The 19,082-nt window shown below is 48.6% G+C and carries 22 protein-coding genes; 20 read left to right on the top strand and 2 right to left on the bottom strand.

What is annotated here, in order from left to right; all coding sequences use genetic code 11:
• Nucleotides 1-4: 4 nt before the first annotated feature.
• From B5D52_RS06225 to B5D52_RS06185, 9 genes are read left to right on the top strand one after another with little or no spacing between them, the layout of a single operon-like run.
• Entirely contained in the window at nucleotides 5-544 is a 540-nt protein-coding gene (locus B5D52_RS06225; protein ID WP_016146751.1) for a bifunctional adenosylcobinamide kinase/adenosylcobinamide-phosphate guanylyltransferase, read from the top strand.
• Entirely contained in the window at nucleotides 541-1,314 is a 774-nt protein-coding gene (gene cobS / locus B5D52_RS06220; protein ID WP_016146750.1) for an adenosylcobinamide-GDP ribazoletransferase, read from the top strand. The genes B5D52_RS06225 and cobS overlap by 4 nt, the downstream gene beginning before the upstream one ends.
• Complete coding sequence (locus B5D52_RS06215) at nucleotides 1,311-1,694, top strand: bifunctional adenosylcobinamide kinase/adenosylcobinamide-phosphate guanylyltransferase (protein WP_016146749.1); 384 nt, start codon at nucleotides 1,311-1,313, stop codon at nucleotides 1,692-1,694. The genes cobS and B5D52_RS06215 overlap by 4 nt, the downstream gene beginning before the upstream one ends.
• Nucleotides 1,691-2,656 (top strand): adenosylcobinamide-phosphate synthase CbiB, encoded by a 966-nt coding sequence (gene cbiB / locus B5D52_RS06210; protein ID WP_016146748.1) that lies wholly within the window; start codon nucleotides 1,691-1,693, stop codon nucleotides 2,654-2,656. Before B5D52_RS06215 ends, cbiB begins: the two co-directional genes overlap by 4 nt.
• 12 nt (nucleotides 2,657-2,668) lie before the next feature.
• On the top strand, nucleotides 2,669-3,736 hold the full coding sequence (gene cobD, locus B5D52_RS06205) for a threonine-phosphate decarboxylase CobD (protein WP_016146747.1): 1,068 nt from the start codon (nucleotides 2,669-2,671) through the stop codon (nucleotides 3,734-3,736).
• On the top strand, nucleotides 3,726-5,237 hold the full coding sequence (locus B5D52_RS06200; protein ID WP_016146746.1) for a cobyric acid synthase: 1,512 nt from the start codon (nucleotides 3,726-3,728) through the stop codon (nucleotides 5,235-5,237). The genes cobD and B5D52_RS06200 overlap by 11 nt, the downstream gene beginning before the upstream one ends.
• Entirely contained in the window at nucleotides 5,230-5,760 is a 531-nt protein-coding gene (locus B5D52_RS06195) for a cob(I)yrinic acid a,c-diamide adenosyltransferase (RefSeq protein ID WP_016146745.1), read from the top strand. The genes B5D52_RS06200 and B5D52_RS06195 overlap by 8 nt, the downstream gene beginning before the upstream one ends.
• Nucleotides 5,757-6,392: a precorrin-8X methylmutase gene (locus tag B5D52_RS06190; protein WP_016146744.1), complete on the top strand. Its 636-nt coding sequence runs from the start codon at nucleotides 5,757-5,759 to the stop codon at nucleotides 6,390-6,392. The genes B5D52_RS06195 and B5D52_RS06190 overlap by 4 nt, the downstream gene beginning before the upstream one ends.
• A gap of 6 nt (nucleotides 6,393-6,398) precedes the next feature.
• Nucleotides 6,399-7,178, top strand: coding sequence for a sirohydrochlorin cobaltochelatase (locus tag B5D52_RS06185; protein WP_016146743.1), 780 nt, complete (start codon nucleotides 6,399-6,401; stop codon nucleotides 7,176-7,178).
• A gap of 44 nt (nucleotides 7,179-7,222) precedes the next feature.
• Here B5D52_RS06185 and B5D52_RS06180 read toward each other — a convergent pair whose 3' ends face one another.
• Nucleotides 7,223-8,260, bottom strand: coding sequence for an alcohol dehydrogenase (locus B5D52_RS06180; RefSeq protein ID WP_413813321.1), 1,038 nt, complete (start codon nucleotides 8,258-8,260; stop codon nucleotides 7,223-7,225).
• Between the two features lie 203 nt (nucleotides 8,261-8,463).
• Here B5D52_RS06180 and B5D52_RS06175 point away from each other — a divergent pair, with 203 nt between their 5' ends.
• The 6 genes from B5D52_RS06175 to B5D52_RS06150 all read left to right on the top strand — a co-directional run bounded on the left by B5D52_RS06175 (nucleotide 8,464) and on the right by B5D52_RS06150 (nucleotide 15,221).
• On the top strand, nucleotides 8,464-9,612 hold the full coding sequence (locus tag B5D52_RS06175) for an AI-2E family transporter (RefSeq protein ID WP_242825611.1): 1,149 nt from the start codon (nucleotides 8,464-8,466) through the stop codon (nucleotides 9,610-9,612).
• Between the two features lie 139 nt (nucleotides 9,613-9,751).
• Nucleotides 9,752-11,632 carry a molecular chaperone HtpG gene (gene htpG / locus B5D52_RS06170; RefSeq protein WP_016146740.1) on the top strand — a complete coding sequence of 627 codons (1,881 nt, stop codon included), beginning with the start codon at nucleotides 9,752-9,754 and terminating at the stop codon, nucleotides 11,630-11,632.
• 39 nt (nucleotides 11,633-11,671) lie between these two features.
• The gene (locus tag B5D52_RS06165; RefSeq protein ID WP_016146739.1) at nucleotides 11,672-12,586 is read left to right on the top strand and encodes a diacylglycerol/lipid kinase family protein; all 915 of its coding nucleotides are present in this window, start codon (nucleotides 11,672-11,674) and stop codon (nucleotides 12,584-12,586) included.
• A gap of 112 nt (nucleotides 12,587-12,698) precedes the next feature.
• Nucleotides 12,699-13,499 carry a molybdate ABC transporter substrate-binding protein gene (modA, locus tag B5D52_RS06160; RefSeq protein ID WP_016146738.1) on the top strand — a complete coding sequence of 267 codons (801 nt, stop codon included), beginning with the start codon at nucleotides 12,699-12,701 and terminating at the stop codon, nucleotides 13,497-13,499.
• 31 nt (nucleotides 13,500-13,530) lie between these two features.
• Nucleotides 13,531-14,193: a molybdate ABC transporter permease subunit gene (modB, locus tag B5D52_RS06155; protein ID WP_016146737.1), complete on the top strand. Its 663-nt coding sequence runs from the start codon at nucleotides 13,531-13,533 to the stop codon at nucleotides 14,191-14,193.
• Complete coding sequence (locus B5D52_RS06150) at nucleotides 14,193-15,221, top strand: sulfate/molybdate ABC transporter ATP-binding protein (protein WP_016146736.1); 1,029 nt, start codon at nucleotides 14,193-14,195, stop codon at nucleotides 15,219-15,221. Before modB ends, B5D52_RS06150 begins: the two co-directional genes overlap by 1 nt.
• Before the next feature lie 179 nt (nucleotides 15,222-15,400).
• Here B5D52_RS06150 and B5D52_RS06145 read toward each other — a convergent pair whose 3' ends face one another.
• Nucleotides 15,401-15,559 (bottom strand): DUF1540 domain-containing protein, encoded by a 159-nt coding sequence (locus tag B5D52_RS06145; RefSeq protein WP_016146735.1) that lies wholly within the window; start codon nucleotides 15,557-15,559, stop codon nucleotides 15,401-15,403.
• A gap of 163 nt (nucleotides 15,560-15,722) precedes the next feature.
• On the opposite strand from B5D52_RS06145, the gene rbr reads away from it, so the two are divergent.
• The 5 genes from rbr (at nucleotide 15,723) to B5D52_RS06120 (ending at nucleotide 19,042) form a co-directional block, all read left to right on the top strand.
• Nucleotides 15,723-16,262: a rubrerythrin gene (rbr, locus tag B5D52_RS06140; protein ID WP_016146734.1), complete on the top strand. Its 540-nt coding sequence runs from the start codon at nucleotides 15,723-15,725 to the stop codon at nucleotides 16,260-16,262.
• 176 nt (nucleotides 16,263-16,438) lie between these two features.
• The gene (locus tag B5D52_RS06135) at nucleotides 16,439-16,669 is read left to right on the top strand and encodes a TM1266 family iron-only hydrogenase system putative regulator (protein WP_370812369.1); all 231 of its coding nucleotides are present in this window, start codon (nucleotides 16,439-16,441) and stop codon (nucleotides 16,667-16,669) included.
• Nucleotides 16,670-16,708: 39 nt separating this feature from the next.
• Entirely contained in the window at nucleotides 16,709-17,734 is a 1,026-nt protein-coding gene (locus B5D52_RS06130; protein ID WP_016146732.1) for an ABC transporter substrate-binding protein, read from the top strand.
• Entirely contained in the window at nucleotides 17,724-18,500 is a 777-nt protein-coding gene (locus B5D52_RS06125; protein ID WP_016146731.1) for an ABC transporter permease, read from the top strand. The genes B5D52_RS06130 and B5D52_RS06125 overlap by 11 nt, the downstream gene beginning before the upstream one ends.
• A complete protein-coding gene (locus B5D52_RS06120; RefSeq protein ID WP_016146730.1) occupies nucleotides 18,476-19,042 on the top strand; it encodes an ABC transporter ATP-binding protein in 567 nt (188 codons plus the stop codon). The genes B5D52_RS06125 and B5D52_RS06120 overlap by 25 nt, the downstream gene beginning before the upstream one ends.
• Nucleotides 19,043-19,082 lie beyond the last annotated feature (40 nt).

Genomic DNA, 19,082 nt, shown 5'->3' with positions numbered 1-19,082 from the left:
TGCCATGTTCATTTTAGTGACCGGCGGTGCAGCATCAGGAAAATCTCAGCACGCAGAGCGCTTGCTGTGTGAGCGTGCGCGTGAAGGCAGCCGGCTATACTTAGCGACCATGCAGCCGTTTGGTGCCGAGGCACAGGCACGCATGCTGCGGCACCACGCGTTGCGCGCAGGAAAAGGATTTCAAACCGTAGAGCGATACACGGATTTGACACATATCGAACTGCCTGAAAAAATGTACGACGGTATCCTGCTCGAGTGCATGTCAACGCTTCTGGCCAATGAAATATTCAGCCCGGATGGGGCAGGGGAGGAAGCCGTTTCTGCCATTCTTCAAGCTGTCGATTCACTCTATCCGCGCTGCTGCCAAACATTGGTCGTTGTGACAAACGAAATTTTTTCAGATGGTATCGAGTATCCCGCACAAACCATGCAATACATGAAACAGCTGGCACAGCTCAATGCCGTGCTCGCGCAAAAGGCTGATATTGTCGTGCACTCGGTCTGCGGTATTCTTCTTCCACTGAAAGGAGCAGACCTCTTATGAACAGCCTGTTGAGCGGCTTTTGTGTCGCATTCTCCATGTATTCATTCATTCCCATGCCACAGCTCACATGGGATAAAAAAACCATGCGCTATGCACTCTGTTTTCTGCCCTTTGTCGGCGTGCTCATTGGTGCGTGCCAATATCTATGGTTTCTGTTTTGTACGCATTTTGAGGCCAATACGCTATTCTACGCCATCGGTGCGACCTTACTTCCGGTACTGATTTCCGGAGGCATCCATCTGGATGGTCTGACAGACACTTCAGACGCGTTAGGCTCACACAGCGAACCGGAACGCAGACTGGAAATTATGAAAGACCCTCATGTTGGTGCATTTGGTGTTCTGGGTATGGTTGTCTTCTTAATGTGTGAAACTGCGTTGTTTGCACAGCTCTACGAGACACCAAACTACTTATTTTTAGCGCTCTGCGGATTTACACTGGCGCGTATCGTCGGTGGCCGTGCGATTGTATCCCTGCCATGTGCAAAAAACACGGGACTTGCTTATATTTTTGCAGAGAACAGCGAAAAGGAGCGCACCAAGCATGCAATGCTGTTTGAGCTCATTGCAGCATTTCTTGCCTTAGCTGTAATTTCCCGCAGTATTTGGGTGGTAATCAGTATTGCAGCGGTCGTCCTGTGGTGTATTGGACATGCGCGACTGTGTCAAAAGCGATTCGGCGGAATCACAGGCGACTTAGCAGGATTCTTGATTTCAACAACCGAGCTGCTCCTGCTGCTCATCGCAGTAATCGGAGGTTTATGTGCATGAACATTTTAATTATAGGCGGCGCCTATCAGGGAAAACGTGCATTTGCTGAGAAAACATTTCATTTAACTGACAATGCGTTTGCCGACGGTGCAGACATGCCGTTGTCTGGCGAAATCTCTGCACCTGCAGTCGATCATCTGCACTTACTGGTCAAACGTATGTTAGAGAGCAACCAGCCTGTGTCCGGTCTACTGGAACGGCTGGACGGACACATCGTGTTGTGCGATGAACTGGGATGCGGTGTCGTACCTGCTGAAAAATCGGAGAACGATTGGAGAGAGGCAACCGGTCGATTGTGTTGTGATCTGGCCGAGCGCGCTGATGCCGTGTATTGGCTGCGTGCAGGGATTGCGCAGTGCATTAAGGAGAAAAAAGCATGACCATTGTCTTATCGGTTTTAATCGGTTTTTGTCTGGACTGCCTGTTTGGTGATCCTGCCAATCTTTGGCATCCGATTTGCGCGATTGGCAAGCTGATTTCAAAAACCGAAGCGCTGCTGCGTCGTGTCTTTCCGTCAACACCCAACGCGCTCCTTATAGCAGGCATTCTATTATGGTTCATCGTGTGCGGTCTCAGCTTCCTTATTCCACTCATCGTGTTATATTTGCTGTTCCGCATTCATCCTGCACTTGCGTTTATTGCAAACACCTTTTTCTGCTATCAGATCTTTGCCCGCAAGTGCCTTGCTGATGCCGGCAAGGATGTTTATACCGCTCTTGCACGATCGTTAGACGACGGACGCAAGGCAGTTTCCATGTATGTTGGCCGCGATACGCAGGCGTTGGATGAAACTGGCGTCATCAAAGCGACGGTTGAAACCATTGCGGAAAATACGACAGACGGTGTCATTGCTCCGATGATTTTTATGCTGATCGGCGGTGCTCCGCTTGGTTTTCTCTATAAAGCGGTCAACACATTGGACTCTATGGTCGGTTATCACAATGACAAATATGAGTATTTCGGCAGATTTTCTGCAAAAGTCGATGACATATTCAATTTTATTCCCGCTCGTATATCAGCAATCTGCATGATCGCGGCCGCGGGTATGCTGCATTTCGATAATCGCAATGCACTGCGCATCTTTCGACGGGATCGCAAAAACCATAAGAGCCCCAATTCCGCACAGACCGAATCTGTATGTGCCGGTGCGCTGCATATCCAGCTTGCAGGGGATGCCGTGTACTTTGGTAAGAAAATGGAAAAGCCATTCATCGGTGACCCTGACCGACCGATCACACGCAATGATATCGCCTATGCAGAGCGCCTCATGACCGGTGCGTCTCTCATCATGCTAGCGCTTGGCACGGCGATTCGAATTGCCTGTACGGTGAATTTGTTGTAAAGGAGAATCATCATGCAATATCAGCATGGCGGTGATGTGTATAGTTACAGCGAGCAATTCCCCGGAACGACTCCGCTGGACTTTTCGGCCAATATCAATCCGCGCGGAATTCCCGCTCGTGTACGTGCTGCAATGCACGATGCAATCGATCTTTGCACACAGTATCCCGATCCGCATTGCAGAGCTTTACGCAAAGCGTTGGGGCAGCGCTGGCAATTAGATCCCAAGTATTTCTTTTGTGCCAACGGTGCAGCAGAGATCTTTTATCGCCTTGCCACTTGTCTCAAGCCCTCGCGTGCACTCCTGACTGCACCCACCTTCGGCGAGTATGAAATGGCACTCCGTCCTACTGGATGTGATATCGACTTTTTCACATTAAATGCCTCGGAGCAGTTCCGGGTTACCGCACGCATTCTGGACCAAATTACGGATGATTTATCCCTCTTGATTCTCTGTAATCCCAACAATCCAACCGGCTGCACGATTGATCCTCAGCTTTTGATTCAAATCATTGAACGGTGTCGAGCACATCAGACATGGCTCATTCTGGATGAATGTTTTGGAGATTTTCTGCTGGATGCACACGCACATGAAATGCGCTCCTGGCTAGATCAATATGATCGTCTCATCATCGTTCGTGCATTTACCAAAATGTATGCTGTTCCGGGTGTACGCTTAGGTTGGTGCATGACAAAAAACCTGGATTTGATCGCTCAGTTATCTACTTCCGGTCAACCCTGGAATGTCTCGGTGATTGCACAGGCATGCGGCGTGGCTGCACTAACGTGCACCGATTGGGAAGAGCAGACCGCATCTGAAATCGCCAAATCACGACAAACGCTATCTTCTGCGCTATCCGATTGCGGATTTCAGGTATTTCCCGGCGAGGCAAACTACCTGCTTTTTTACTCCGACTGTTACGACTTACGGGAACAGCTGATGCCGCACGGTGTCTTGATTCGCAGCTGTGCCAATTATCGCGGACTTGGCCAAGGCTATTACCGTGTTGCAGTTAAATCGGATGCAGATAATCAAATTTTAATTCAAACCATTTCGGAGGTGCTGACGCATGGCAGCTAAAACAATCATGATACAGGGAACTGCATCGAATTCCGGAAAAAGTATCCTGACAGCAGCTCTTTGCCGTATCTTCAAACAGGACGGCTATCGCGTTGCTCCGTTTAAGTCGCAGAACATGGCACTCAACTCCTATATCACAGCTGATGGTCTGGAAATGGGCCGCGCACAGGTGATGCAGGCGGAAGCCGCAGGAATTGCTCCAGATGTTCGAATGAATCCTATTCTGTTAAAGCCTACCAGCGATGTTGGCTCTCAAGTCATTCTTTGCGGCAAAGCAATCGGAAACCGTACTGCAAAAGAATATTGGAGTGATAAAAAAGCGCTGCGCCCCTTTATTCAGCAGGCCTTCGACAGTCTGGCAAATGACTATGATATTATCGTAATTGAGGGTGCCGGCAGCCCGGCAGAGATTAACCTCAAACAGGATGATCTGGTCAATATGGGAATGGCCAAAATGGCACATGCTCCTGTTTTGCTCGTAGGCGATATCGATCGCGGCGGTGTATTCGCTTCGTTATATGGTACGGTAAAGCTTCTGGAACCGGACGAACAAGATCGCATTCAAGGTCTGATCATCAATAAGTTCCGTGGTGATCTGGAAATTCTCCGACCCGGACTAGATGATTTAGAGCGATTAACAGACAAGCCTGTCATTGGTGTTGTGCCTTACGCACATTTAGACATTGATGATGAGGACAGTTTATCCGAGCGCCTGACCGCAAAGGACTCTTCCAAGGCTGCGCTGCAAATCGCAGTCATTCGCCTGCCGCATCTGTCAAACTTTACTGACTTTGCATCTCTGGAGCGCATGTCTGCGGTCTTTGTTCGTTACGTCGACACGCCCAAGCAGCTCGACGGCGTTGATTTCATCATCATTCCGGGCACCAAGAGCACGATTGATGATCTGAAATGGCTGCGCACTTCCGGACTCGAGGCAAAGATCCAGCGCTTGCACCACGAGGGTACACCGGTACTGGGTATCTGTGGCGGCTATCAAATGATGGGACGGCATCTGCACGACCCCGAAGGGGTAGAAGGCGGCGGCAGTATTGCCGGTCTGGGACTGCTCCCGACGGAAACCATCTTCCGCGCACAGAAAACAACAACGCAGGCGACCGGAAAAATTTTATCTCCCGGTGGTATTTTCCACGATCTTGCTGGTGTACCGACGATTGGATATGAAATCCACATGGGTGATACCACGCTGCTTGAAGGTGCCGTACCGTTCCAGCAGCTCATGCGCGGAATCGAGCTTGTCACCGATGGATGCTATGCAGGGGATGCATACGGTACTTATATGCACGGTGTGCTTGATACCCCGGAAGTTCTGGAGCCGCTCATTCGGGCATTGCTCGCCCGAAAGGGAATATCTGCAAGCGATATTACGGTCTTTGACCCGGTACAATATAAAGAAGAACAATACGATAAACTCGCAGATATGGTGCGGTCGGCATTAGACATGGAGCGCATCTATCAAATTTTGGAGGCAGATTATGCGTGAAAACGGACTTGTCCACATTTATTGCGGTGACGGCAAGGGAAAAACCACGGCAGCCATGGGTCTCGCGCTGCGCAGCATTGGACATCGTAAGCCGGTCGTCATTGCACAGTTTTTAAAAGATGGTACCTCAGGAGAGTGTCGCTTCCTAGGTGCGCTCGATCATGTGACCGTTCTGGCTGCAAATCCGGTCGGAAAGTTCTCCTTTGCAATGACTGACACAGAAAAGGACGTGACCAAAAACGCGATCGTACGCACTTTCGAAGCTGCGACCCAATTTGCAGTACGTGAACATGCATTCTTATTGATCCTAGATGAAGTCTGTGCTGCAATTACCTGCGGATTTCTGGAAGAAGAACGTGTTCTCTCGTTCCTGCAAAACAAGCCGGACACCCTGGAAGTGGTCATGACCGGCCGCGATCCATCCGAGCGCTTACAGGCCGAAGCCGACTATATTTCCGAAATCTGCAAGCGCAAACATCCATTTGACCGCGGTATTGCCGCACGGGAGGGCATTGAGCAGTGAATCTTATTATAAAACCTTCAGATATCGAAAAGAAAAGCTTTTCAATCATCACACAAGAATTAGGCGATCGCACCTTTCCTGCCGGTCAGGAAGAAGTTGTAAAGCGCGTCATTCACACCACAGCAGATTTTGACTACGCGGACAATCTTTGTTTCTCTGAGAATGCAATCGAATCGGCAAAAGATGCCCTGTCTCATGGTGCGACTATCATTACCGATACCAACATGGCAATGTCAGGCATCAGTAAGACGATTCTGTCCAGTCTTGGCGGACAAGTTTGCTGCTTTATGGCAGACAAACAAGTAGCTGACGAAGCCAAGACCCGCGGTGTGACCCGTGCGATTGTCTCTATGGAACATGCTGCCAAACTGGATGGCCCTCTGATTTTTGCAATTGGCAATGCACCGACTGCACTGATTCGTCTGCATGAGCTGATTGAACAGGGTGTATGCCATCCCGCACTGGTCGTTGGCGTTCCGGTTGGATTTGTCAACGTGGTAGAATCCAAAGAACTGTTTATCGGCGGAAATACACCTTATATCATTGCACGTGGCCGCAAGGGCGGAAGCAATGTCGCCGCTGCAATTATCAATGCTTTGCAATATCAACTGGTAAAAAGAGAGGGTTTTTAACCGATTATGACAAAACGAGCACTTGCAATCATCAGCTTTGGTACAAGCTATCCCGATGCCCGCCATGCCATTGAGGTTTTGGAACAGTCTCTGGCCAATTCCATGCCGGGTTATGACTTTTATCGTGCATTCACCTCGGGTATGATTATCCGAAAAATCGAACGGGAAGAGGGCATTCATATTCCCAATCCCGCAGAGCTCATGGAGCAGCTGCAAGAATCTGGATATGAAGAAGTTATTTGCCAAAGTCTGCATGTCATTCCCGGTCTGGAATATGAAAAAATGTGTGCACAAATCCGGCAGGCCGCAGGACAGATGACTGTCAAAATCGGTCAGCCCATGTTGACTTCACAGGAAGATTACATTACAGTCTGCCAGGCGCTGCTTGGTGAGATGCCCGCACTGGCAGCCGATGAAGCCTATGTTTATATGGGTCACGGAACCGAGCATGCCGTCAATGCAGCATACAGCCAGATTGAAAACACATTCCGCTTTTTAGACGCAGAGCGCGTTTATGTTGGTACGGTCGAAGGATTCCCGGCACTCGACTACGTACAAAAGCGCTTACGCGCACACAACATTCGTAAGGTCTGGCTTGCACCTTTTATGATTGTAGCGGGTGACCATGCCCAAAATGATCTGGCCGGAGAAGAAGAGGACAGCTGGAAATCTATTCTGACCGCAGAAGGATATGAAGTTGAAATCGTTCTGCGCGGACTTGGCACCATTCCCAGCATTGGTGAATTGTTCATTTCTCACTGTCAGGATGCACTGCGCGAAATCTGATAAAAAAATCCTTCCTGCATACACGCAGGAAGGATTTCTTGCTTTCAGGGTTTGAGTGCAACTTTAATGACATGGTCTCGTCTGGATTCAAACAGCTCATACGCTTCCATCGCCTTCGATAGGGGATATACATGCGTCAAGAGCGGTGTCACATCAATTTCACCGCGGGCAATATGCTCTAAAATAGCCGGACAGTCCGATGCATCTACGCCTCCTGTCTTGAAAACCAGATTTTTTCCATACATATCGGGCAGCGGCAGCATCTGAGCTTCATCATACATTGCAACAACACACACTACCGCATTCGGACGTGCTATCTTCCACGCAGTCTGAAATGTGTCTTTCACTCCTGCAACTTCTAAAACAATATCAGCCCCACGTCCATCGGTCAGGCTGTGCAGAAGGGAAGTCGGGTCTTCCTTGGTCGGATCAATCACAAAATCCGCTCCCATTTGTTTTGCCAGCTGTAAACGCTCGGTATCAGGATCTATAACAACAATATGTCCCGGGTGATAGAGGCGTACACATTGCAGCGTACACAAACCGGTCGGGCCTGCGCCCAGAATTGCAACTGTATCACCTGACTGAATTTCACTGATTTTTGCCGCCCAATATCCGGTCGCCAGTAAGTCTCCTGTAAATAGCACCTGCTCATCGGTCAAGCCATTGGGAATGTGATTTAGTCCATTCTGTGCAAACGGAACACGAACATAGGCTGCCTGTCCGCCGTCAATCCGGCATCCCAGCGCCCAACCGCCGTGCGGATCGGTACAATTATTGACCCAACCTCTTTGGCAGAAAAAGCACTCGCCGCAGAACGTTTCTACATTGACCGTAACACGGTCACCGACCGAAAATCCTGCAACCGCTGTGCCCAACTGATCGATTACGCCCACAATCTCATGTCCAACAATGGTTCCTGGCACTGCACGCGGTACACTGCCATGTTTAATGTGCAGATCGCTCGTACAAATTGACGCCAAAGTGACACGCACAATTGCGTCGGTCTCACTTTGCAGCTGAGGAACCGGTCGCTCTTCCAAACCGAATTTACCCGGTGCCTGAAATACAACTGCCTGCATGGTTTGCTGACTCATATCATAACCCTCCCATCTATATAACTCTATTATCACACACATGACGCGCAAAGGGAAGATTGTTATATTTTATTTACAATTTAGATGTACAATTTTATGGGAGAAATGATACAATAACATATAATGGTTTGCTCCATTCATATAGAAAGGAAATCAGGTGAGCAAAAATGGATTTTAATCGTAAAAACATGCAGCATCTCATGTTTTTGATTGCCTTCGGCATCATTTTATTTTTAGGTCTGCAAAACATCAGCGTATGGACGGGAACTATCAGCACCATATTTCGGTTTTTGATGCCCTTTTTGATTGGGTGTACCATCGCATTTATCATCAATGTACCAATGCGGGCAATCGAACATACGCTGTTCACAGATAAAGTCACAAGAAATCATTCTGTTCTTCGCAAATTACATCGCCCCATCAGCCTTCTGATCACACTCATGCTGATCGTTGGCATCATTACCCTGATGGTTTTCATTGTGGCACCTCAAATCGCAAACTCGATCGGCACACTCAGTGCATCTATGCCAGGATTTATTGCCCAAATTACAAAATGGGGAAATGATCTGATCGAACGCTATCCGGCAATCACCGATTATGTAAACAGTTCGATTGATACGCTGCGTCAAATCAACTGGACGGAACAGCTGCAAAATCTTCTGGATTTCCTCAAAAACGGTAATCTTTTGGATAATACGTTTTCTGTTGCATCTTCCATTATCGGCGGCATGACCAACGCAGTGATCGGATTGATCTTTGCATTTTATCTGCTGCTGCAAAAAGAAAAGCTTGCCGCACAGTGCAAAAAGATCATGTATGCCTGGTTCCCGGAGCATCCCGTAGATACTGCATTGGATATCCTGCGTCTGACCCAGCGGACATTCTCCAATTTTATTTCCGGTCAGTGTTTAGAAGCATGCATTCTGGGTATGCTGTTCTTCGTCTCCATGTCAATCTTCCATTTCCCCTATGCAGCTGTCACCAGCGTTGTCATCGCCTTCACGGCACTCATTCCGATTTTCGGCGCATTCTTTGGCTGCTTTATCGGTGCATTCCTCATTCTAATTGCCAATCCCATGCAGGCTTTGTGGTTTATCATCCTGTTTTTGGTTCTGCAGCAGATTGAAGGCAATCTCATCTATCCGCATGTTGTGGGAAGCTCGGTTGGTCTGCCGTCTATTTGGGTTCTGGTTGCCGTGACCACAGGTGCCAGCACCATGGGTATTCTGGGCATGCTGATCAATATTCCGCTGTTTTCAGTCATCTATGCACTCATTCGCCGCTATACCTACAATCGCTTGGCCAAGCGAAAAGTACCACAGGACAAGCTGCGGTGAGTTCTTGAACTTTCTGTGAAAAGATAATATGGGCTCTTGATTTTTATGTGCATTGGGATTATCATAATATCGTTAGCACTCGAAGTGTTAGAGTGCTAAACCCATTTATTTTATTTACATCACAGAGGTGTTTTTCATTATGGAAAAGAAACAGTTCCAAGCTGAGTCGAAAAGACTGCTCGATTTGATGATCCACTCGATCTATTCTCACAAGGATATTTTCCTGCGCGAGTTGATCTCGAATGCTTCGGACGCGACCGATAAGCTGTATTATCATGCAATGCAGCAGGGACAGACCGGTATCCTGCGCGATAATCTGCCCATTACTATTACCATTGATAAAGATACCCGTACACTGACCGTATCTGACCACGGCTGCGGCATGTCGGTTGCAGAGATGGAAGAAAATCTGGGTACCATCGCACACTCTGGTTCCTTGCAGTTTAAGCAGCAGAATGACAAGCAGGACGATATCGATATTATCGGTCAGTTTGGTGTCGGCTTCTACGCTGCATTCATGGTTGCATCCAAGGTCGAAGTCGTCTCCCGTGCACAGGGCGCTGATACTGCAAACCGCTGGGTTTCCGACGGTGCGGATGGATACACCATTGAACCCGCAGAGCGTGCTGAAGTGGGTACTGATATCATTCTGACCCTGATGCCGGACAGCGAAGGGGACAAGTACAGTGAGTTCCTCGAGCCCTACCGCATTCAGGAACTGGTAAAGAAGTATTCTGATTACATTCGTTATCCCATTCAGATGGAAATGCCGCGTTCGCGCCAGAAGGAAGGCTGCGATCCGGAAAAGCCGGAATGGGAAGAATACATGGAACTGACCACGCTCAACTCCATGATTCCGTTATGGCGCAAGTCCAAGTCCGAGTTGAAGGACGAGGACTATAACCAGTTCTACAAGCAGAAGTTCTTTGATTATCAGGACCCGATTCACCATATTCACATGTATACCGAGGGTTCGGTTACCTATCATGCGCTGCTGTATATCCCCAGCCATGCACCTATGAACTATTACACCAAGGACTACGAAAAGGGCTTGGCTCTGTACTCTAACGGTGTGCTGATTATGGACAAGTGTGCCGACCTGCTGCCTGATTACTTCAGCTTCGTTCGCGGCCTGGTTGACTCGGCCGACCTGTCGCTGAACATTTCCCGTGAGCTGCTTCAGCATGACCGTCATCTCAAGCTCATTGCAGGTGCGCTCGAAAAGAAGATCAAGAACGAGCTTGCATCTATGATGAAGAACAAGCGCGAGGACTACGAAAAGTTCTTCCAGGCCTTTGGCTTGCAGCTCAAGTACGGTGCATACATGGATTATGGCATGCACAAGGATTTGCTCCAGGATCTTCTGATGTATCATACTGCGGATTCGGATAAAATGCTGTCTCTGGCAGAGTACACCGAGCAGATGAAGGAAGAGCAGAAGTATATTTATTACGCATGCGGCGAAACCAAGGCAAAGATCGAGCTGCTGCCGCAGATGGAGCGTCTGCGCGACAAGGGATATCAGGTTCTGTGCCTGACCGACAGCATTGATGAGTTCTGCATGAAGATGATGCACGACTATCAGGGCAAGGAATTCAAGTCCATTTCTGACGATGATCTGGATCTGGAAACTCAGGACGAGAAGGAAGAGATTGAAACCCTGACCAAGGAGTATCAGTCTGTTCTGGATACGATGAAGCAGGCACTCGGCGAAAAGGTCACTGCCGTTCAGTTCACCAGCCGTCTGAAGAGCCATCCCTGCTGTCTGACCACCAAGGGTATGCTTTCTCTGGAAATGGAAAAGGTGCTCAATCAGCAGCCGGGTCAGGAGAAAATCCATGCAGAACGTGTTCTGGAACTCAATGCAGAGCATCCGATCTTCCAGAAGCTTAAGACCGCTAACCAGGATACGCTGGCAAAATACGCTGCTGTTCTGTACGCACAGGCACAGCTGATTGAAGGCCTGCCGCTGGAAGACCCGGTAGCTTACGCAAATACCGTCTGCGAACTGTTGGTATAATCACAATTCACGAGAGGTTAGGGACAGGAATTGGATGAGATGAATCAAAAATTACTTTTTATCATAAATCCGCACGCCGGAAAAGGTGCCATCCAAAATTCCGCACTGGGCTGTATCGATATCTTCGTAAAAGCCGGGTTCGACGTTACGGTATACACGACCCAAAAGCCTCTGGACGCTACCAATATTGTCATAGAGCGCGCTGCACAATTTGACCGCATTGTGTGTGCCGGTGGAGATGGAACACTCAACGAAGTTGTGACCGGTCTTCTGCAGCACACCGACCGTATCCCGCTGGGCTATATCCCAGCGGGCACGGTAAATGACTTTGCTTCCAGCTTGGGTATTCCCAAACATCCGTTGGAAGCCGCACAAATTGCTGCTACCGGCGTGATACAGCAAGTCGATATTGGCCGCTTTGCTGACCGCAACTTTTGCTATATTGCAGCGTTCGGAGCCTTTACCAACGTATCCTATACCACACCGCAAGCACAAAAAAATCTGCTTGGACGAACCGCATATATTTTGGAAGGCATCAAGTCCCTGCCGCATTTAAAACCCTACCATATTCGAATCGAGACCTCATGTGGACAGAGTCTGGAAGATGAACTCATCTATGGTATGGTCTCCAACGCCACATCCATCGGTGGATTTAAAGAACTCACGCCACACGATGTCCGCATGGATGACGGACTATTTGAGGTTGTATTGATTCGTCAGCCCAAAAATCCGCTGGATTGGCAGACTATCTTTAATGAACTGATGCAATCAAAAGGGGATTCCAAATTCCTCTTGCGCTGTAAGGCATCCAAACTCCAGATCTTCTCTGACGAAGAGATTTCCTGGACACTGGACGGAGAATTTGGTGGAACGACCAAAAAAGTGGAAATTTCCAACAATTACCGTGCTTTAAGCATTTTAACTGCTCCCAAAACCGTAAGATCGACTGATTGAACAATCAATCAGTCGATTTTTCTGATTTCATCACGCTTGCAGTTTGCATTTTTGTTTGTTATACTATCGCTATACTTTTAAAAATATAACGAATGAAGGGGCGCGATTTTCCATGAAAAAAAGATTGGCAGTACTGTGTCTTGCAGCGATGACTTTAACCGCTTGCGGCAATAGCAATACGCAGACAGATGATGCTTCGAATGCTGCAGCATCGACCGATCCCACCGAAGTAACCGTATTCGCAGCCGCATCTCTCACAGAATCGCTGAATCAAATTAAGGAAGTCTATGAGTCCGAACATCCAGAAGTAGAGCTGGTATATAATTTTGATTCCTCCGGTACGTTGCAGACTCAAATCGAAGAGGGCGCCGTCTGTGATCTGTTCATCTCCGCTGGTCAAAAGCAGATGGATGGTCTGGGTGATCTGGTCAAGAGTGACTCTCGTGTAGATCTGCTTGAAAATACCGTTGTTCTGGTTGCGCCCAAGGGTGCAGAAAACGCACCCGCTTCGTTTGAAGATCTGGCAAATGTATCTTCCATCGCACTGGGCAACTCTGATGTTCCGGTTGGACAGTATTCCGAAGAAATCTTAAAGTATATGGGACTGTGGGACGGCCTGAATGCAGACGGCAAGATCACGTTCGGTTCCAATGTAAAGGAAGTTACCTCGCAGGTTGCAGCAGCGGCTGTTGACTGCGGTATTGTCTATCGCACCGATGCTGCCAGCGAACCGGAAATTGAGGTCGTTGCAACTGCACCGGCGGAGTCTTATTCTCCGGCTATCTATCCTGCCGCCGTTCTGACTAATGCCGCACAGGCAGAAGAGGCACAGGAATTTCTGGATTACCTCAAGACCGATAAGGCAATGGATGTATTTGCATCGGTCGGTTTCTCGCGTCCGGACGAGGCTTAACACCGTCATCATAAAATAGGGGGAGTGTTCCTTGGATTGGTTTCCATTATGGAACTCGCTGCGCATCGCCGCAGCAGCAACTGTCATCACATTTTTTCTTGGCATTTTTGCCGCGTATCTGGTTTGTCATCTGCCGCGCAGTGTAAAGGGAATCTGTGATGTCATTCTGACCATTCCAATGGTTTTACCGCCTACTGTCGTCGGTTTTTTCTTGCTCCGGCTGCTTGGTCCGAAGGGTGTCATTGGTTCGCCACTTTTGGAATGGTTTGATCTTCGAATCATTATGACCTGGCAAGCTGCTATTTTCGCAGTCATCATCGTCACGTTTCCGCTTATGTATCGAACGACGCGCGGTGCGTTTGAAAGCTTTGACCCCAATATTCTGGATGCCGCGCGCACCCTTGGATTATCCGGCCGATATATCTTCTGGCGAATTTTACTGCCGGGATGCAAACAAGGGGTATTTGCTGGCATGATTTTAGCATTTGCACGCGGACTGGGTGAGTATGGCGCAACCAGCATGGTCTCCGGATACACGCCCGGTCGTACGGCGACCATTTCCACGACCGTATATCAGCTATGGCGCGAGGGAAATACCGATCTCGCATATCGCTGGGTATTTGTCAATCTGGCCATCTCATTTTGCGTACTTATGGCCGTGAATCTCATGGAACGCAAACGGAGGAAGCCATAATGTCAATCTTTGTCGATATCGAAAAAAACTTAGACGGCTTTCGGTTAAATATGCAGCTCGAAGCCGATAACATCCCGATTGCCTTGCTGGGCGCTTCTGGCAGCGGCAAATCCATGACGCTACGCTGTATCGCAGGTGTGGAAAAACCTGATCGTGGAAAAATCGTAATCGACGGGCAATGTGTATTTGACAGTGAGAAAAAAATCAATCTTCCGCCACAAGAACGCGGTACCGGATTGCTTTTCCAAAATTATGCGCTGTTTCCCACCATGACCGTACGACAAAATATTATGTGCGGTGCACGCAGAAGTCGAAAATACACCTGTGTGGATGCGCTGATTCAGCAGTTCGGGCTGGAAAAATTGGACAAACGTCTGCCAAGTGAACTATCCGGCGGACAACAGCAGCGGGTTGCACTCGCTCGCATTCTGGCCAGTCAACCACGCATTTTGATGTTAGATGAGCCCTTTTCCGCTCTGGATGCCTTTCTGCGCTGGCAAGTCGAGCAGCAAATGTCTGAGGTCATCGAGTCTTTCCCAGGTACCACCATTCTGGTATCACATAACAGGGAAGAGGCCTATCGGTTGTGTCAAAAGATTGCAGTTGTGCAGGATGGAAAGACACATGGGCTGCGCGAAAAACGCGAGCTGTTTTGTCATCCCAAAACGCAAGCAGAGGCACATCTGGTTGGTATGGAAAACGTGCTGGATGCACAACAGCAGAGCGATGGCACAATTTATATCCCAGCCTGGAATGTCTCGTTCACACCGCAGAATACAGTGCCAAACGTTCGCGCGGTCTCTGTCTCTGCACATGCTTTTACTTTGGAAGAGCCGCCATCAGACTACCTGACGGTGAACGGTTGTATCACACGCATTATGCACGGGCCTACAGATGCCATCGTTTTAATAACCCCACAACAGGGAAGTGGCGTCTTACACTGGCGTACCTGTAACACTTCACTGCAAAGAGATCAATCCATCCGGCTATATCTGCCACTGGATCAAATTCATTTGCTCACTGAATAAAATGCGATGTATTGCAAAAGGCCACCATACAGTTTTCTGCTGTGTGATGGCCTTTTTTCTGATGTTTTCGCTTTTGAATCGCAAAAACGATCAGGATAGATCAATTCACAACCTCAAAATATGGTTATGAATTCACCTACATCTACATAATTATATTAGATTTGACACCTTTCTCTGTATCAGCGGTTGGTGCAAAAACTCATGCAGTCAATGCACTGCTGCGTGCAGGGATTGGCTTCATGCGTACCGATCGTGATATGATCAAGCGCGCAGTAGTCTGCACCATTTGCATGATTTGCACACTGTTTCACAGTACAACGAATTGCTTTGTTCTCCATATTGGATTACCTCCTTGAAAACTTTATAAAAAGTATGTGTGAAATTGCTATACCATATACATCATGTCTCGGAAAAATTAAATTTCCGCATTGACAAAAATTGTATAAATGGGTATACTATAAACAATAATAATTCTTGTTCGAATGAGAAAGGAGACTTATTATGGCAAACTTAAAGGGAACAAAGACGGAAGCAAACCTGATGGCGGCATTCGCGGGTGAATCCCAAGCACGCAACAAGTACACCTACTACGCTTCCAAGGCGAAGAAGGATGGCTACGAGCAGATCGCACAGCTGTTCCTGGAAACTGCAAACAATGAAAAGGAGCATGCAAAGATCTGGTTCAAGCTTCTGCACGATGGCATTCCTTCTACGGTTGAAAACCTCAAGGATGCAGCTGACGGCGAGAACTACGAATGGACCGACATGTACGCAACCTTTGCAAAGGAAGCTCGTGAAGAAGGCTTCGACGATATCGCATTCCTGTTTGAGCAGGTTGGTGAGATCGAGAAGGAACACGAAGCACGCTACCGCAAGCTGCTCGCTAACATTGAGAGCGGTCTGGTCTTCTCTCGTGATGGCGACATGATCTGGCAGTGCTCGAACTGCGGCCATATCGTTGTTGGCAAGCAGGCTCCGGAAGTATGCCCGGTTTGCGCTCATCCCAAGGCTTATTTCCAGATCAAGGCTGAAAACTATTAAAAAATACTCCGCGTCCAAAGTTTTTCTGCGGACAAGGAAAATATCTTTTTTCGACATCGAAGCAGCGTAGGTTCCTGAGATGAAGTAAAATTCTGGTAGAAATCACAGCGCCCTGTCATCTATGTCACAGGGCGCTTTTATTATGCAAAAAGTGAGGAACTTCGATGGAAAACCGTATGGCAATTTTAGGCATCTTTATCCATGATATCGAGCAGAGCGAGCAGGTCAATGCATTGCTGCACACCTATGGTCAATATATCATTGGCCGTTTGGGAATTCCGCATCGTGATCGGGAAGTATCCGTCATCTGCGTTGTTTTGGACGCTCCAAACGATATCATCAGTGCATTGGCCGGAAAGCTGGGCCGCCTGCCCGGTGTACAGGCCAAAGCACAATACGGGAAATAAACTTGCTGATTTTTTATTTCTTAGGAGGGTAATATACACATGAAGAAACGTTTGCTTGCACTGGCTGCATTTTTGGCCCTGACGCTGGCTGGATGCGGACAATCCGCACAGCCCCAGCAAGAGGAGGCTTCCACGCCGCCTGCGACAACCGAAGCTACCGAAACCGAAGTTACGGCCGGATACGAAGACGGTCTGGTTACTCAGGTTGCTTCGCTGAAGGGTCCGACTTCTATGGGTCTGTCTGCACTGATGACGTCTGAAAATGAACACTACGAATTCAACATCTACGCAGCCGCAGACGAGATCGTCCCGCTGGTTGTAAAGGGTGAGGTTGATATCGCTCTGGTTCCTGCAAATCTGGCTGCAACGCTGTACCAGAAAACCAATGGCGCAATTGAAGTTGCAAACATCAATACCCTGAGCGTTCTGCAGGTTGTAACTCCCGGTGACGTGGAAATGAGTGACCTGACTGCACTTAAGGGTAAGACCATCTATATGACCGGCAAGGGTACCACACCGGAGGCTTCTCTGCGCTATCTGGTCGAAAAGAATGGTATGAGCTGGGATGACATGACCGTAGAGTTTAAGACCGAAGCAACCGAAGTTGTCTCTGCGCTGCAGACCGATCCGACTGCATTCGCGGTACTGCCCGAGCCGTTTGCAACGGTTGCTATTCAGCAGCTGGACAACAGACATATTGCACTCAGCCTGGGCGATGAGTGGGATCGTGTATCCGACAACGGCAGCCAGCTTGTGACTGGCGTCACCATCGTGCGCAAGGAGTTTGCAGAGGCACATCCGGCTGCAATGCTTCAGTTTGCAGCAGATGCCGCGGAGTCGGTCGCATACGTCAACGGCCATCCCGAGGACGCTGCAACCAAGATTGAATCGCTTGATATTGTCAAGGCTCCGATTGCCAAGCTGGCAATTCCGCGCTGCAATCTGGTCTGCATGACCGGCGAAGAAATGCGCACTGCACTTTCCGGATATCTCGATGCACTTTACACCTTTGATCCGCAGATGATCGGTGGAAAGCTGCCGGATGATGCATTCTATGGCGCATAAACATGTATTGGTAAGACTGACCGTCATCCTTTTTTGGGTGACGGTCTGGTCTGTTTTAGCCGCTTATTTACCGGATGTACTCTTTGCCGGTCCGCTCGATACGCTGCGCTGCTTACTGCGGCAGATCCAAACGACAACATTTTGGATGTCCATTCTGCACTCGCTGTGTAAAATCACAATCGGCTTTGTTCTGGCGTTTCTCTTTGGCGCAATGCTGGCAATTGCAGGCTACTACATCCGTCCCATCGGCATCTTACTGGAACCTGCCATTCAAATCATGAAGACCGTTCCTGTTGCATGCTTTATTGTTGTCGCTCTCATCTGGCTTTCATCGGCACACATCTCCGTTTTAGTCGCTTTTTTTGTTGTTTTTCCCGCAGTTTATATCAATCTCATGCAGGGATTACAGCAGGTTGATCGTTCACTACTCGAAATGGCACAGGTCTTTCGTGTACCGCGTCGAAAGAAAATCAAAGCGCTGTATCTGCCGCAAGTCATGCCGTATTTACTCTCCAGCTGCCGTCTGGGTGTGGGCATGGCATGGAAAGCAGGAATTGCCGGTGAAATCATTGGCCTGCCCGATCTATCCATCGGAGATCAGCTCTATCTAGCCAAACTATATCTCAACACAGACGAATTGTTTGCTTGGACAATTGTAATCATCTGCATCAGTCTGTTGTGTGAAAAAATCGTCGTTCGAATACTTCGCAGCGCAGAAACACGCTGGCAGGGAGGACTCGCATGGAAATCCGATTTGAACAAGTAAGCAAGCGTTTTGGCCGAAAAATGGTCTTGGACCATATCGATTGGGAAATCCATGACCATGAGATCTGGCGCATTGAAGGTGCCTCCGGTCTGGGAAAAACCACATTGCTGCGCCTCCTGATGGGACTAGAGCGTCCGTCTTCCGGCCAGATCATCACAAGTGAGTCGGTTCGCTTTGCACCAGTCTTTCAAGAGAATCGACTATTGCCCATGCAAAATGCAATCGAGAATGTTCGCTTTGTTTGTGATCTGGATACAGAACAAATACGCAGTCTATTATGCGAACTCATCGCACCTGAGGACTGTGAGCAGCCTGTCGGCACCCTGAGCGGCGGTATGCAGCGTCGCGTCGCCATCGCACGCGCGCTTGCCGTTCCTGCCGACATCCTTGTCCTCGACGAACCCTTCACCGGACTGGATGAGACAAATATTGCCCGCACAGCACAATGCATCCTAAAACATGCTGCAGATAAAACGATCATCCTGTCTTCGCATGTTGAGGTCAATGTTTTTCCGCAGGCAAAGTACTTGCGTCTCGGATAAAATCCCGTTATAATAAGCTCACGAATATCATTTGACTACG

This window comes from Butyricicoccus pullicaecorum DSM 23266 (assembly GCF_900167005.1).
Taxonomy (GTDB): Bacteria; Bacillota; Clostridia; order Oscillospirales; family Butyricicoccaceae; genus Butyricicoccus; species Butyricicoccus pullicaecorum.
Note: the sequence above shows the minus strand (reverse complement) of the source record. Positions and strands in the feature narration are given on the sequence as shown.

Bases quoted from the DNA above. Each gene is read 5' to 3' on its own strand.
- B5D52_RS06225 (WP_016146751.1), top strand. From the start codon at position 5: ATGTTCATTTTAGTGACCGGCGGTGCAGCATCAGGAAAATCTCAGCAC.
- cobS (WP_016146750.1), top strand. From the start codon at position 541: ATGAACAGCCTGTTGAGCGGCTTTTGTGTCGCATTCTCCATGTATTCA.
- B5D52_RS06215 (WP_016146749.1), top strand. From the start codon at position 1,311: ATGAACATTTTAATTATAGGCGGCGCCTATCAGGGAAAACGTGCATTT.
- cbiB (WP_016146748.1), top strand. From the start codon at position 1,691: ATGACCATTGTCTTATCGGTTTTAATCGGTTTTTGTCTGGACTGCCTG.
- cobD (WP_016146747.1), top strand. From the start codon at position 2,669: ATGCAATATCAGCATGGCGGTGATGTGTATAGTTACAGCGAGCAATTC.
- B5D52_RS06200 (WP_016146746.1), top strand. From the start codon at position 3,726: ATGGCAGCTAAAACAATCATGATACAGGGAACTGCATCGAATTCCGGA.
- B5D52_RS06195 (WP_016146745.1), top strand. From the start codon at position 5,230: ATGCGTGAAAACGGACTTGTCCACATTTATTGCGGTGACGGCAAGGGA.
- B5D52_RS06185 (WP_016146743.1), top strand. From the start codon at position 6,399: ATGACAAAACGAGCACTTGCAATCATCAGCTTTGGTACAAGCTATCCC.
- B5D52_RS06180 (WP_413813321.1), bottom strand. From the start codon at position 8,260: ATGCAGGCAGTTGTATTTCAGGCACCGGGTAAATTCGGTTTGGAAGAG.
- B5D52_RS06175 (WP_242825611.1), top strand. From the start codon at position 8,464: ATGCAGCATCTCATGTTTTTGATTGCCTTCGGCATCATTTTATTTTTA.
- htpG (WP_016146740.1), top strand. From the start codon at position 9,752: ATGGAAAAGAAACAGTTCCAAGCTGAGTCGAAAAGACTGCTCGATTTG.
- B5D52_RS06165 (WP_016146739.1), top strand. From the start codon at position 11,672: ATGAATCAAAAATTACTTTTTATCATAAATCCGCACGCCGGAAAAGGT.
- modA (WP_016146738.1), top strand. From the start codon at position 12,699: ATGAAAAAAAGATTGGCAGTACTGTGTCTTGCAGCGATGACTTTAACC.
- B5D52_RS06150 (WP_016146736.1), top strand. From the start codon at position 14,193: ATGTCAATCTTTGTCGATATCGAAAAAAACTTAGACGGCTTTCGGTTA.
- B5D52_RS06145 (WP_016146735.1), bottom strand. From the start codon at position 15,559: ATGGAGAACAAAGCAATTCGTTGTACTGTGAAACAGTGTGCAAATCAT.
- rbr (WP_016146734.1), top strand. From the start codon at position 15,723: ATGGCAAACTTAAAGGGAACAAAGACGGAAGCAAACCTGATGGCGGCA.
- B5D52_RS06135 (WP_370812369.1), top strand. From the start codon at position 16,439: ATGGCAATTTTAGGCATCTTTATCCATGATATCGAGCAGAGCGAGCAG.
- B5D52_RS06130 (WP_016146732.1), top strand. From the start codon at position 16,709: ATGAAGAAACGTTTGCTTGCACTGGCTGCATTTTTGGCCCTGACGCTG.
- B5D52_RS06125 (WP_016146731.1), top strand. From the start codon at position 17,724: ATGGCGCATAAACATGTATTGGTAAGACTGACCGTCATCCTTTTTTGG.
- B5D52_RS06120 (WP_016146730.1), top strand. From the start codon at position 18,476: ATGGAAATCCGATTTGAACAAGTAAGCAAGCGTTTTGGCCGAAAAATG.